Below are 14,018 nucleotides of genomic sequence, written 5' to 3'. Positions count from 1 at the left end.
ATCCTGCTGAACCCACTACTGTCATGCTGAACTTGTTTCAGCATCTCAACCTACTTTTTCTCCTTCACTTTAAACACCTGAAAATACGCCACATTAACCGCCGTATTCCTAACCATACCGGGTTTTAACTTTTTCATTTTCCCAAATACCCGTCGCAGTTCTTCATCAATAGAAGGATGAGCCGCACGCAGGGAAGACAATTGAACCGTACCATCTTTTTGAATCAGAAACTTCACAAACATTTTTTTGTCTTTGTGTTCAGGAGCCGCTGCTTTGGGATACTTAAAATGCTTTACAAAAAGAGCTTCCAATGCGGTGTTCAAACAAGTTTTGATTTCTTCTTCAGTAGCTAGGTTTTCACAACCGGGATACACCGGACTTTTTTCTACTACAGCAAAAGGTACTTCAAAGTCGGGTTCTTCCATCACCTCGCCATGTGGAGCTCTTTCCATCGCAACCACTTCAGAATAGGCCACTTGATTATCATCCCTGATATAACTGTTATAATTTCTAACGAATTCGATAAGGGTTAACAGGGAATAGGTGAGTTGCTTCAAATCGCGTTCCTGATACAGGGAGCTGTTAAAATCTGCTTTTATCTGGTCTTTATAATCCAAAGGCTTTCCGGTTTTAGTAGCGGTTGCATTCGGCGGTACAAATTCCATAAAGCGATTGGACTTGGCTTGATAAACGATTCGCTGTGTTGTGCCTTCATAATAGGTATAGAGACTGACTTTGCCATAACCCACGAGTTTCAAAAAGACGGCTTCATTTTTAGTATAATTTAATTCCGTGTGATCGGGTACCCAAACCGGAGCTTTCCATATCTTTTGGCGAACAAATTGATTCTCGGGGGAAACGAACAATTTTTGCAATTGCTCAATTGCAATGGTTTTGGGACTATCGTTCAAATTGGTTTTTACTTGAATGCTTTCAAACGGTTCGTTCCAGTTGCGGGATGCGATATAGGCATCCGTAGCAACACCATCAAGGGTGGTATAGGTGCCTTTTGAAAAATCGGTTTGGCCTTGAGTGGGGAGAACCAGTAAGAGTAAATAAAAATAAAGAAGTCGTATCATAGGTTGTTTTGTTTTAGGTACTAAAAGTAAGGAATTAAATAGGTAACGAAAATGACTAGCTATCCCTTACTTGCTTTCATCTCTTTAATAATCTTATTCGTTCTCCTATCCGCATACATGCGATTTAAGGCGGTAAAGGCCCAAATAACGGCGGGACACGAGCGTTAGCGAACTGGCGAAGCAATCCAACCGATGATGGTGATTTGTAAAATCAAACAGATGATACCTGACAAAATTTTACCTTGAAGCATCAAAGATAGCCAGGGGAGGAAGAAGGCGATGACGTAACGCATGATGGGTGCTGTTTTTATTTGATGGATGATTACAAAGAAAGGAAATTTTTTTTAACTCTCGAAGGGGGGTAACCCTCGAAGGGTTCAAAACCCTTCGAGGGTTACCCCCCTTCGAGTCATTCGATAATCAAATCCAAAATCCCATCATCAGTTTGTTCTTGATGGTGATAGTCAATAAAATTTTCTCTATCACCAAACAGTTCCATAACCTCCTCTCTTTTCAGCATAGTAGGTTTTTGGGAAAGCATGGATTCAAAAGAGGACCAAGGATACAAACCCATTTGCTTCACCAAACCATGATGAACCGGATTGTTGTGAATGTAAAAGATCAATTGTTGAAAATAGTTTTCAGAAGTGACCATTTTTCGCTCAAATTTATTTTCAAACAAGCTACCCGTGCGTTGGTGTCGTTTGTTGATGGTCTGCGTATAGGCATTAAACAAATGCGAAAACTGCCGATACGGTTCAATTACCTTTGGTTTTGCAGTAGTGTTGAAAGTCAAATCACTTTCAATAATTTCACTTTTTTCTTTGATTCTAACCAAAATGTGAAAGTGATTTTTCAGTAAACACCAGGCATAGGTTTCCGCGATAGGGTCGATATACTTGGCATACAAACGAAGAAAATGGTAATAGTTTTCATTTTCAAAGAAAATGGGAGAGCTGTTGTTTCCACGGTTATAGATGTGATAATAATGTCCGTGGAGTAAAGGTGTTTTTACTTCCATAATTAGTTTTGTTTGGCGTATAGATAATTGTTAAATCCTTAAAAGTTTCGGAAGCTTTTTAGATTAACAAATCAAAACTAATAAAGATTTTGAACTTTTCAAAGGATTTTTTTTCAACTCGAAGGTTTCCCCCACCCTCGAAGGTTTTCGAACCCTTCGAGGGTGGGGGAAACCTTCGATAGCTACCATGCTATCACCACCCCACATACCTAGGCGGCGTCAATCCCGAAAGCCGAAGATACACAAGCAGTTGCCCTCTATGATGCGTTTGATGATCACTTAACAAATTGATAATTTGTAATTTGGTTAGCGGTCCTGCAAAAAAGGAGACTTTATCTCCTAAAGCATCGGATGGAAATTGCTTTAAAACACCAATCGCATAATCATACGTGCGAACAACTACGGCTCGGATACTATCTTTGGTTGTTAACTTTTCGTCGGATTTTGAAACCGGATTTGTTCCGTCGGACAAATACGAAGAGCAAAGCCATCCTATGTTGGAAGAAATGTGTAAAAGTTGGTCGCCAAAACGCATCTCTTCTTCGGTTGGTCTAAAAGCATATTGGTCTGCCGGCATCATATCGGCCACTTGTAATAAATAGGCTTTTGAATTTTCAAGTTTTTTTAAAGCAGAGGCCACAAATAAGGAGTCGTGGTTTTGACCCATTACAGACGGACAAAATAAAACGGAAAGCAGTAAAATAAATAAATATCGCATGGCAATGAGTGTTTGTTGTGAAGAAAATTAGCTAAAAAAGTAGCAAACTATACTTTTTAATTGGTAATAGGTAAGCAGCAATTCGTACCTGTTACTTCCGGTAAAAGAAGTTTGACTACTTTTAGTTGCTGACCTACGGAACAAATATAAAGAATATGTTTTATAGAACTGTCAAGCTGAACTTGTTTCAGCTTCTCAGAATTATAAATGCAACGCTATATAAGCTCTGACTACAAGTCGTTTATGAATTCGTTTTGTTCTACCGAAAAGAACACAATCTCGATAGCTGTTGGGATTGTAATTATTTTAAAATGAAACCACGAAGTCAGTCCCGATAGCTCTATCGGGATTCGGGGAGTAGGGAGAAAATTAGTTAAAAAAGAGTAAACTATAATTATACACGAATTCACGAATTTTTTTTAAAACACGAATAACATTCAGGCTTCATGAATGTTGTAGCTTCTGGCTTTCCACAGCCATGACAACCCACTTCTACATAGTTGTAGTTTTCCCATTCGCTCCAAATATAAAAACACGTTTTGCAATAAGGCCTTTCAATGTTATAGGATATTTTATCATTACATCGAATACAAAATCCTTTTGGGTTTTGTGTTTTCGTTTTTTCTTTCTGAATAATATTGACTGAGCTTTCTTTTTTAATTATAGCACCGGTTTTTTTATGGATTACAGCAGATTGGATGATTGACTTTGTTTCACGGTATGCATCTCCAAACAAATCTGCATCTGCATCTTTGTCAATAAAAATACCCATTTCGCGATTATTCTTCTCAGAAAACTGATACATGTTCATGGAGGTAATCACCATTGTTTGCTCATTGAAATAACATTTAGCATGTAAATTATCAAAAAAATATATTTGTAGATTTTGAATAGATTCAAGTAATTTAAGTTGATCCGCTAATAAATTACTTTTACCATAAATTATTTTTATAAAAACCCCATTACTGGCCGCATCTTTTAGTCTTTCCGAAAGTGTCTTTGAAATTTGTAAATAAGGAGAAACTAAATAGAGTTCTTTTTTTGCTCCCAATATTATACTCTCTATGTAATATGAGGTACCTGATGTGGTTAAAAATTTTGCCATGTTTAAGTGTTATTCTTTATAATCGCTATTTTATATCAAAAAATATAATGATTTACTATATAGTTTGTAATTATAAAAAATGTTGTGATTTAATGATAGTATTTATTTGAAATAGTTTGCAATTTAAGAATACTATCAATGCCAAATTGAAATAATGTTGTTATTAAACAATTTAATTTTTTACAGGTTACAACAGTTTGGTTTTAAATTCTTTGTAACTAATTTAATAGTACTGTTAGGTTTAATCCTTACTTACACTAATTTTCTACCCCTAAACATTCACCCAACCATTCGCTTCATAGTATCAAAAAAAGCTTGATAAAAAGCGTCATCTTTAGCAAATAGACGATCTAAATCCAGTTCGTTTTTACGTTGTTTAGACATAACGTCATCCAATATTTTCCGGAAGGCTAAATCTCTGTAGGCAACATCACTTGACTCTGTCAAGCTGAACTTGTTTCAGCATCTTTTCAATCTAAACTTACACCCAGCTCTGTCATGCTGAACTCGTTTCAGCTTCTCAGAATTATAAATGCAACGCTATATAAGCTCTGACTACAGGTCGTTTAGGGATTCGTTTTGTTCTACCGCAAAGAACACAATCTCAATAGCTGTTGGGTTTGTAATTATTTTAAAATGAAGCTACGAAGTCATAGAATACGGGGAGCCAGATTCGTTTCCCATTCTAACATTTGAAGACTTCCAAGACAACGCTTATTCAACTAAATTTTGGATATCCTGTTGCATTATAAAGATTCAGATTTTATCAAATAAGCTCGTTACCCTTAAAGAATTTACAACGCTTCAAGGGTTTTGGAGACCCCGATCGTCCTTTATCAATCTAAATTTAAACGGCTGAAAAGGTATATTAACGCTTTTAATTTTTCCTTGAATCGCCTGAGTTTCTGATGTATTCTAAATAAAATTTATCAGGGGCATTATGTGAAAAATATCTTTTTTTGTTTTGACTTTTTTTGCCGCAAAATTCATCAACTTCATAGCGATAAAAATCGTTTTCGGAATAGTTTGTGACGGAGGAAACATAAAAATCGTGGCGTACTATCTGAGGAGCCGTTGCCTGACCGACTTTATAACTTATTAAATTATAAAATTGTATGGGTGTAGTACCTTCATTATACGTTATAGATTTGATTTGCTTAGTTGTTGGGAATAATAATAAATCACAACTTCTGAATACTACATTATTGACTTTGAATTCCGAAATTGATTTCGAGGTTTTGGGAGGAATTGTAATTGTTCTTGATTCCACCTCTGTAATGCCACTTTGGTTGTTGATTGCTACAGACGACTGTTGTTGCACATTTAAGGCAGTTAACCACCCGCCCCATTGTGTTACGGAATTCGTTTTTGTAGATTGTGTTGAAGTGGCACTGGAACTTGAAAATATCCTATTTTGAAAATAATCATAGGCTGTTCCATTAATCACAAAAAAGCTCTCGTCAAGATGCACATGAATCAATTCATTGGTTTTATTAAAAAAAACAAATCCGGGATCTCCCTCATTAGACCATAAGTTATAGCTAATACTACATTGTTCATTTTCGAAAACCAGCGTTTTGGATTCACTTTTTAGATTTTTAGGAACGGTCTCATAGACTTGATAAAATAAAGTAGGTTTGCATGAAGTCATAAAAACAGCTAGGGTCAGCAGAAAAAAAATAGTTTGATTTTTCATAATAGGTAGTTTTATAATTTATGTAAACTTATCATTTGAAAATCATACATTTTTACGGTTTTCCGTAAAGTGCTGTTTTTTAAGTTGGTTTTCACCATTCGCCGAGTGGGATGCTAAATTGAAAAGCTACACAAAAGGATTCGTGTAAGCAGTGAGTGAAACGTATTGCATTACCACAAGCGTTTACACATTATCCTTCTATTCAAAATTTGAGTTGACATCAGAAAAAGCGGTTTGTGTAGTAAGGTTAAAAAATGTAGTTAATTTTAAAGTAACTTTACGTTTTATAAGGCGAAGTCAGAGACATTCGCCGAGCAGCGTGTTAGATAGGAGACTTAGGGCAACAGGTTGGACAAGGCTTTGAAAGGGAATTAGGTTGGAATGAATTCGAAAAATTTGTAGCAGATAAAACTTTACCACTTATGCTAAATATTCCACAATTTTTAACAGACAGAAATTACAGAAATGAATTTTTAAAAAGGAATGAATATCCCTTACGTTTTATTGACGACTTTTCGGATATAAAATACCAGACTATAATAGCTCGAGATTCTTTAAACTTGAAAAGCCAACCATGAAAAAATTCTTAATTTTTTTTCCCCTACCTTAGTCTTTCCAAAAACAAGCTCCCACCAGTCGGTGGGATTTATCATTAAACATTTATATGTCGATTACGGAAATCCGTAATCGGGCTTCTTAATTATTACTTTTCTTTGTTAGTAAACAGATAAGAAAACTCTTGGGTTGTTTTGGGATGTGGTGAAAAAGATGTTTATATTTGGAGATGTTTGCTAGTTGGCAGAAACTTTAAAAAACCGTGACGATTTTTTTTAAACAAAAAATTCGCAATGAAAGTCTTAAAAAAATAATTATATATGAAGAAAGTGACACTTTCAATTTTATTTATGTTATTTACAATTATGTCTATGGGACAAGAGAATTGTAATAACGGAATTGATGATGATGGCGATGGATTGATTGATTTGAATGATCCGGACTGTATCTGCCAAAATACAACTACTGCAAGCTTTGTTAATAACCATGATTTTGAAGAAATAAATTTTTGTCCAAATAATTTTGCACAATTTAATGCAGCAACAAATTGGTTTTTACCCAGTTCAGCAACTACTGATTATATTAATTCTTGTGGTTTTGTTCCTATTTCAGCAACAGACGCTGGTATTTATCCTTTGCCGCCTTCAAATGGAAATGGTGTTGCAGGTATATTAGTTGCACGAGACTATAAAGAATTTATAGGGATTTGTACTAACACGACGCTAGTAGCGGGCACTAAATATCAGTTAAATTTTGACATTGCTTCTTCTTCATCCGGCAGAACTATAGGTAACGATCCAAATATCGGACTAGTTTGTAATGATGGTGTTTTGAACGCTGGAAGAATTGAAATAACGTTATATGGTAGATCAAACTGCAATACTTCTACACCACCAAATACAAACTTTTTTCCTTACGGATGGCTGCCATTAGGAACTGCTAACTATTTACCTTCAAAAAACTGGAATCAATTATCTATTATTTTTACACCTTCAATAAATGTGAATTCAATAATGTTAGGTTCTCCCTATAATGTACCTGATACTTATGTAGATGAATATGATTATAGATCTTGTTTTCCGTATTTTTATTTTGATAATATAATCTTAAACAATTCCTCTAATTTAGGACTTAAAATTAATTCAACTGGAATTTTCTGCGAAAATACACTAGCTTTAAATGCTGCTATTGATTCAAGTATTGGCACTGGATATTCTTTTCAATGGTATAAAAATGGGGTTGCAATTATAGGTGCTACAAATAGTATATTAAATTTAAATTATAGTACGAATACTGTTGGAAATTATCAAGTTAAAATTACTAATTCAAGTTTATGTAAAATAAGTCCTTTTTATAACGTGAACACAGTTATTGATGTTCCTGATTATACCATTGACCAGTCGCCATGTTTTCCCGGAACTACAACTGTAACAATCACTACTCCTGCTGATGAATATAGTTTTGATAATGGTGTAACTTGGTCTACAAACCCATCAAAAGGCGATTTAACTGCATTTTTTAATCCCATAAAGATTTTAATTAAAAAAAATGGATGTACATCTAGTGCAAGGTATGTTGTATTAATTTCTCCACCACTAGAAACTATTTACACGCAACCTGAAGTAATTGTCGTACAACCTGGATGTCAAACTAATGGCTCAATTACAGTAACAACTCCTGCATTAGAGTATAGTTTTGATGATGGTGTGACTTGGACTACAAATCCAACCTTAAGTAATTTACCTCCTAATTATTATCACGATTATAAAGTTAGAATTAAAACATTGTTAGGATGTATAACAGTTGCTAAGTATGTTGTAATGATGCCTTTCAGACTCCCTGAACCTACAGTAACTACCACAAATTCGGGATGCGGTATTGGAGGTACAATCACAATTACTACAACGGCACAACAATATAGCATAAATGGAGGAGTTACTTGGTTCGACAATGCTACTTTTTCCAATCTAAGTGCCGGTAGTTACAATGTTATGATAAAAAATGAATTTAATTGTATTTCTGAAATTAAACAAGTTTTCATAGGAACTGATAATTTACAGAAACCTCAAGTTACTTTCACGCAACCTGCTTGTGGAATGTTGGGTACAATTACAGTAATTACGCAAGCAGCCCAATATAGTTTTGATGACGGAGTTACATGGTCGACTAACAACATTGCAACAGACTTAAATCCTGGCTATCACCAAATAAAAGTTAAAGATGCTCAAAACTGTGTATCATTAGCGGAAATAGTCTACTTACAAACCTATATTTTAGCTATTGATATTGATTATTCACTAATTAATTCAAGTTGTACTAATAATGGTAGTATAAATATTTTAACAACGGCTCAAGAGTATAGTATTAATGACGGCGTTACTTGGTCATCAAACTCCTCATTTAATAACCTTTCGCCTAATTTTTATTTTATAAAAGTTAGAAATGGAGTAAACTGTGAATCTAATTCTGTACTTATTCATCTTCAAGATTTTACTGATATTTCTCCGAGTTATCAAATAGCAAATGCCGGTTGCAATACCTATGGTAGTATTACCATAACAACAGTAGCTGATTTATATAGTTTTGACAATGGGCTTACTTGGGATTCAAATAATACTATTTCAAATTTAACAGGTAATATCAATTATATAATAGTAGTGAAAAATAATAATTGTACTTCGCAAGCTATTAATGTAAATTTCAATTCAAATTACCTCCCAAACCCTTCGGTTTCTGATTATCAGGCCTATGTTTGCGATAGTGATAACAACCAAGTTGAAACAATAAATTTAACAGATTATGCTACTTTTTTGATAAACAATCACAGTGCTTATAATTTTTATTATTTTACGACAATTACAGATGCTCAAAATTTAAATCTTAACAATCAAATTCAAAATTTTACAAGTTATGAGATACTAAATAATCAGAACCCTGTTTTTGTAACTATTATATCACCTGATAATTGTTCCAGTATTGCCAAGATTGATTTTTTACTTCTGGCAACTCCAATTCTTTCAACAATCCCTAACGATGTGATACTATGTGAAAATGGTAGTGTACTGGTAAATGCTACTAATAATTCCTATAGTTATTTATGGTCTAATGGATCAACTTCACAAGCCATTACAATTTCACAACCCGGAAATTATTCAGTTACGGCATCATTTGATTATGGAAATAAAATATGTTCTACAACAAAAGATTTCACTGTTGTTCTATCGAATGCTGCAACAATTACTTCTATTGAAACTCAAGATTGGACTGATGCAGAAAACATAATAATTGTAAACACAAATGGTTTTGGAAATTATGAATTTTCAATAGATGGCATTATTTATCAAGATAGTAATATCTTCTCTGGATTAAATAGCGGACAATATACCGTCTATGTTCGTGATAAAAATGGATGTGGCATTGCCGCAGATGATATATTCTTGCTAACGTATCCTAAATTTTTTACGCCCAATGGTGATGGATATAATGATACTTGGGCAATTAAATTTTCTTATTATGAGCCAAACTTAAAAGTAAATATTTTTGATCGTTATGGTAAGCTCATAAAAACATTGAATAATACCACTTCTTGGGACGGTACATATAATGGCAATGAGCTTTTATCAAGTGACTATTGGTTTGTGGTTACAAGAGAAAACGGAAAAGAATATAAAGGTCATTTTAGTTTGAAAAGATGACAAGGCTTCTATCAACAAGTTAGGTAAGAAGTGGCGGTTTTAGTACTAAAAGTAAATTTTGTGTATCAAAGAAAGCGAAGTGCTAAATTCAAGCTTTGTGCTTCTATTGAAGTTTAATGTTGTAAAAACCCCGTCTTCGCAAACCGGAAAACCATTAGACTAAATTTACCACTGAGCCATAATTATGAACTTTGTACTATCACTATTGATTTTTTCAATGTTCCTATTTTGGGGATTATACCGGACAATAATCAAAGGCGTAATTGGAGAGAAAACGATTGCTTCAATCTTATGTTTTTTGGATAAATCTAAGTATAAAGTCATTACTAGATAGTGAATTAAGGCAGCATGACAGTAGTCATAGGAAGCACTTGGCAACTTGTGTGCCACTAACTACCTAAACGTGTTTCAGATTCTCTTTACGCTGAACTTGCTCCTGACGCTGTCATGCTGAACTTGCTTGTGTTGAAATTATTTCAATATTTCAGCACCTCTTAAATCTGAACTTACATTTGACGCTGTCATGCTGAACTCGTTTCAGCATCTCCTGTTCCAGCATCTCCACCCCAATCACCCCAACAAGTCAAAGCATCTTTCCCCACCCTTCGAGGGTTCCCCACCCTCGAAGGGTTCAACACCCTTCGAGGGTTCAAATTCAAAGATAATCTCGTATATTTGATATTCCTCTCTATAAGCCACCCAAACCCCTCGCAAACCAATTCAAATGAGCAGCAAAAAAATTACAGCAACTATAGGAGCAGCCATTAAAGAAGGTAAGTACCTAAGCATAACCTATTAAAACTGGTAAGGGGAGATAAACCTTTAATGCTGATATAAATGTCACCCAATTGTATCTTGTAACAACCTTATGATATTATCTTTTTTAAAATGAACCTAAACACCATTTATAACACGCATCAATATAACTATTTATTAACCAATGAAATTTGGCAAAAAGCTGATTTTTATGCAATTGAAACTAATAGCTCCTTTTGGAACAAAGCTATAGTCATCACCTTATCAAAAGAAGAGGCAACAACCAATATTGAGGCACTTATTTATTTATTACAAAAACAAACCAAGGCACTTGCTATTTGGGAAGAACATTGGAACACAACTACACCAACAGTATTCCAATTTATTGAGTTTTTTATTGCTCAGCGTGGTTTTATTAATACAATTGGTAAAAAGGTTTCAACAAAATTATTCTACAAGAATTACAGTGAAACCATATCCAATATCATCGCTAAACCTACCTTCGAATTTACCAAAAATGACAACCGCGAAGTTTATTTTAATTTACTAGATCAAAATACCATTATTAATGTAATATGTTTTGACGATTATTGGCATGAACACAATTACTTAATTGAAACTAAAACGAATTGGATACTATATCATTGGAGTTCGGCTAATTATTAATATTGTAACTCGAAAATTATTTTTGCACTGTAAAAATAAAAGAAAATTATTTACATTTACAAACATTTTTTAACTTAAAATTTTATTTATGGAACTGATCAAAGTTAAATTTCTACATATTTTGAAAAATGGATATATTATTTTCTTTTTCACAATGATTGCTACTTCTCAAAATCATTATCATCAGAATGTCTTTAAATCTGCTAAAAATGAATTTACGTCCTTCAAAAAATCTGGAGATGTAAATCAATTATCAAACGCTTTCGAAAAAATTGAAATAATAAGAACCTCAAAAGATAATGAGCTTTCAAATTACGAAATATATGATTTCAATGATTTTTTTTTGTTTGGTGAAATTTACTTTGAAATTTTTGAATCGTATAGAAAAGGAATTTTAAAAAAATCATATAATCCGAATTTTTTAAGACAAGAAGAGTCTGGTAGAATGTCATTTGTAATATTTTTAAAATTATTTGATGATTTTCCAAAAAACAACTCACTTAGAAATAAAATAATTGAGTATTTTAAAAAATTAGAAATATCGTTAAGTGATGAATTTATAATAACTTCCGAAAATTATAATTATGCTACCTTAAATGATGTAGGTTGCTTAATTGATTTGCAAAATATTTACAGTCATATAAATCATGAAAATTTTGATAATGCGAAACTAGAAAAGTACACTTTTTGGTATGCTGGAACTGCCGTTAAATTAGGAATGAAAAATAAAGCATTAGAAAAGTATATAGAATTATATAATAAAAATTACAAAGAAGTCATTGTTTACGCACACTTGTTTGATTTAACAATAGATACGAATGAAAAGCAAGCATTTGAATATCTGGAAAAAGGCAAGATATTGTTTTCTGATAATCCTGATCTAATTGGAAGGGAATTGCTACATTATAAAAATAAAAAAGAATATGATTTATATGTACAAAAATTTATAGATATTGCTTCCAAAGACCCCAAAAATATTTCTCTTCAAATTGACGTAATAACTGCATGTTTGGAAGCTGCAATTGATTTTCAATATGAAAGTAGTGAATTTAAAAAATTTGAAGAAAAGGCTTTAAAACATTATGATTTAGTGCTCAAAAAAAGTCCAAACGAAACAGAGGTTTATTTTTATTTGGGCTTATTTTATGGTAAAATATCAGCTGGTCTTATGCAAGAATTACAAAAAACAAATGATAACCAACAAAAAACATTAATTGAACAAAAAATAGCAATTAATTTTAATAAAATGAAGTCGTATTTAAAGGATGCTGAAAGAAGTAATCCAAACCATTTAAATACACTAACTATATTGCATGCAATTTATAAAGAGGAAGGGGATGTTAAGCTTACAAAGGAATTCCAAACAAGAATTGACAATTTTAATAATAATGTATCTAATAGTTCCTATTTTAAAGCTAATAACTAAGTTAAGATAATTGATTACAAATTTTTATTTTAATAAACTGTTAATAGTATTGATTCAGTTTTAAGCCATAAAGTTGGCCGTCATTCTTTGATATTAGCCATAAATTTAAATTACTTAAATCTAAGACCAACTGGTGTGTATTCCATTTTTTTAAGTCGTAAATATTTGTCATAATCTTCATTTTAATATCATAGGTCGCTAAATTGTCATTATAAAAAAACCATATCTTGGTATCGTCTATTTTCAATATCGCTGAGTAGTCACTTATTTTATCACTTACTTTTGGAATATGATTGTTAAGGTTTATTTTTTGCAATATTTTTTTGTTTTTACCAATTATAAGCAAAGTTTCATTTGCCATAAGGACGGTCATATTACTATTGTTTTCTTGAATAATATTGGATGTTTCTTTAAAATGCTTTTCCAAAAATGCTTTTTTCAATTCTTTTTCATCAAATGTTATCAATTTAAAATTTCTTAAACATGCATTTTCATCATCAAAAAACCTATTTTTTTTAGTGCAAATTGTATCGATTATATTCCCATAATAATCAATAGTAAACCAATTATCTTTTTCAGCATTTACAATAATTTTAGCATTAAAATAATACGGTTTTTTGGTATACCCATGAGCAATGAATTTTTGCCAAACAATTGAATTATTATTTAAATCATAAGCAATCATTGAGCCGCCGGTTTTTGGATTTATTGCAGTGCCAAATAAGATATTATCTTTGATGTTAGGGGTAGTCTCAAATCTATTTATTTTTAATGTTTTAATAGTATCGCCGGTAAAAGCATTTAATTGTACACAATAATTTTCATTTGCAGATTTGTGTTGCCCAACTAAAATGGATTCTTGAAATAGTACAGGCCGAACATTACTTTTAGTAGCTAAATAATAAGACCATTTAGTGGATAATGTTTTTTTGTCTATAGCATGAATGTGAAAATCATTAGTTATAACATAAACAGATTCATAATCATCAATAATGGACGAATAAAACGCTGTCAAATTATGATTTGATATTTCAAATTTTGAGCTATAGAATTCAATTTGTGCGTACGAAAATAGGTAGAAAAAAAAGAGTGAAGTAGTTGTTATCAGTTTCATATAAAGATTACATTTTTGGATACATTTGGTACTTAACGAATGATTGGTACAATAACGTAAAAATGACTTCTTATCTTATTTATACATTCATATTTGTAAGCATCGTACTTAATTTTCTTAAGTACTTCAACCTTATGAATATCTATTAAATGTCCACCAATAGTCATTACGGTTTCTACAAAGTTAT

Annotated in this window: 11 protein-coding genes; 3 read left to right on the top strand and 8 right to left on the bottom strand. The window is 32.4% G+C overall.

All coding sequences use genetic code 11. The features are described from left to right. Window positions 1–50: 50 nt before the first annotated feature. From IEV15_RS08160 to IEV15_RS08130, 7 genes are all read right to left on the bottom strand, one after another. Window positions 51–1,079: an energy transducer TonB gene (locus IEV15_RS08160; RefSeq protein WP_188362031.1), complete on the bottom strand. Its 1,029-nt coding sequence runs from the start codon at window positions 1,077–1,079 to the stop codon at window positions 51–53. Window positions 1,080–1,243: 164 nt separating this feature from the next. Next, window positions 1,244–1,372 (bottom strand): hypothetical protein, encoded by a 129-nt coding sequence (locus tag IEV15_RS14670; protein ID WP_262891224.1) that lies wholly within the window; start codon window positions 1,370–1,372, stop codon window positions 1,244–1,246. Between the two features lie 116 nt (window positions 1,373–1,488). After that, window positions 1,489–2,100: a hypothetical protein gene (locus IEV15_RS08150; RefSeq protein ID WP_188362030.1), complete on the bottom strand. Its 612-nt coding sequence runs from the start codon at window positions 2,098–2,100 to the stop codon at window positions 1,489–1,491. 193 nt (window positions 2,101–2,293) lie between these two features. Beyond that, complete coding sequence (locus IEV15_RS08145; RefSeq protein ID WP_188362029.1) at window positions 2,294–2,818, bottom strand: DinB family protein; 525 nt, start codon at window positions 2,816–2,818, stop codon at window positions 2,294–2,296. 406 nt (window positions 2,819–3,224) lie between these two features. Continuing rightward, a complete protein-coding gene (locus IEV15_RS08140) occupies window positions 3,225–3,923 on the bottom strand; it encodes a phospholipase D-like domain-containing protein (RefSeq protein ID WP_188362028.1) in 699 nt (232 codons plus the stop codon). A gap of 279 nt (window positions 3,924–4,202) precedes the next feature. Beyond that, on the bottom strand, window positions 4,203–4,370 hold the full coding sequence (locus IEV15_RS08135; protein ID WP_188362027.1) for a hypothetical protein: 168 nt from the start codon (window positions 4,368–4,370) through the stop codon (window positions 4,203–4,205). A gap of 430 nt (window positions 4,371–4,800) precedes the next feature. Then, complete coding sequence (locus tag IEV15_RS08130) at window positions 4,801–5,619, bottom strand: hypothetical protein (protein ID WP_188362026.1); 819 nt, start codon at window positions 5,617–5,619, stop codon at window positions 4,801–4,803. 875 nt (window positions 5,620–6,494) lie between these two features. Here IEV15_RS08130 and IEV15_RS08125 point away from each other — a divergent pair. The 3 genes from IEV15_RS08125 (at window position 6,495) to IEV15_RS08115 (ending at window position 12,717) form a co-directional block, all read left to right on the top strand. Further along, complete coding sequence (locus IEV15_RS08125; RefSeq protein ID WP_188362025.1) at window positions 6,495–9,869, top strand: T9SS type B sorting domain-containing protein; 3,375 nt, start codon at window positions 6,495–6,497, stop codon at window positions 9,867–9,869. 888 nt (window positions 9,870–10,757) lie between these two features. Beyond that, entirely contained in the window at window positions 10,758–11,291 is a 534-nt protein-coding gene (locus IEV15_RS08120; protein ID WP_188362024.1) for a hypothetical protein, read from the top strand. An 88-nt stretch (window positions 11,292–11,379) separates the two neighbouring features. Then, complete coding sequence (locus tag IEV15_RS08115; RefSeq protein ID WP_188362023.1) at window positions 11,380–12,717, top strand: hypothetical protein; 1,338 nt, start codon at window positions 11,380–11,382, stop codon at window positions 12,715–12,717. Window positions 12,718–12,757: 40 nt separating this feature from the next. Here the strand turns inward: IEV15_RS08115 and IEV15_RS08110 are convergent, their stop codons facing one another. Beyond that, window positions 12,758–13,732, bottom strand: a complete 975-nt coding sequence (locus tag IEV15_RS08110; protein WP_188362022.1) for a PQQ-binding-like beta-propeller repeat protein — start codon at window positions 13,730–13,732, stop codon at window positions 12,758–12,760. Window positions 13,733–14,018 lie beyond the last annotated feature (286 nt).

It is taken from the genome of Flavobacterium orientale, assembly GCF_014638005.1.
In the GTDB taxonomy this organism is placed as follows: Bacteria; Bacteroidota; Bacteroidia; order Flavobacteriales; family Flavobacteriaceae; genus Flavobacterium; species Flavobacterium orientale.
This window is presented reverse-complemented; position numbering and strand designations above follow the sequence as displayed.

What these genes read in the sequence shown, in the direction of transcription:
- IEV15_RS08150 (WP_188362030.1), bottom strand. Translation starts at nt 2,100, where the DNA reads ATGGAAGTAAAAACACCTTTACTCCACGGACATTATTATCACATCTAT.
- IEV15_RS14670 (WP_262891224.1), bottom strand. Translation starts at nt 1,372, where the DNA reads ATGCGTTACGTCATCGCCTTCTTCCTCCCCTGGCTATCTTTGATGCTT.
- IEV15_RS08120 (WP_188362024.1), top strand. Translation starts at nt 10,758, where the DNA reads ATGAACCTAAACACCATTTATAACACGCATCAATATAACTATTTATTA.
- IEV15_RS08115 (WP_188362023.1), top strand. Translation starts at nt 11,380, where the DNA reads ATGGAACTGATCAAAGTTAAATTTCTACATATTTTGAAAAATGGATAT.
- IEV15_RS08160 (WP_188362031.1), bottom strand. Translation starts at nt 1,079, where the DNA reads ATGATACGACTTCTTTATTTTTATTTACTCTTACTGGTTCTCCCCACT.
- IEV15_RS08145 (WP_188362029.1), bottom strand. Translation starts at nt 2,818, where the DNA reads ATGCGATATTTATTTATTTTACTGCTTTCCGTTTTATTTTGTCCGTCT.
- IEV15_RS08125 (WP_188362025.1), top strand. Translation starts at nt 6,495, where the DNA reads ATGAAGAAAGTGACACTTTCAATTTTATTTATGTTATTTACAATTATG.
- IEV15_RS08130 (WP_188362026.1), bottom strand. Translation starts at nt 5,619, where the DNA reads ATGAAAAATCAAACTATTTTTTTTCTGCTGACCCTAGCTGTTTTTATG.
- IEV15_RS08140 (WP_188362028.1), bottom strand. Translation starts at nt 3,923, where the DNA reads ATGGCAAAATTTTTAACCACATCAGGTACCTCATATTACATAGAGAGT.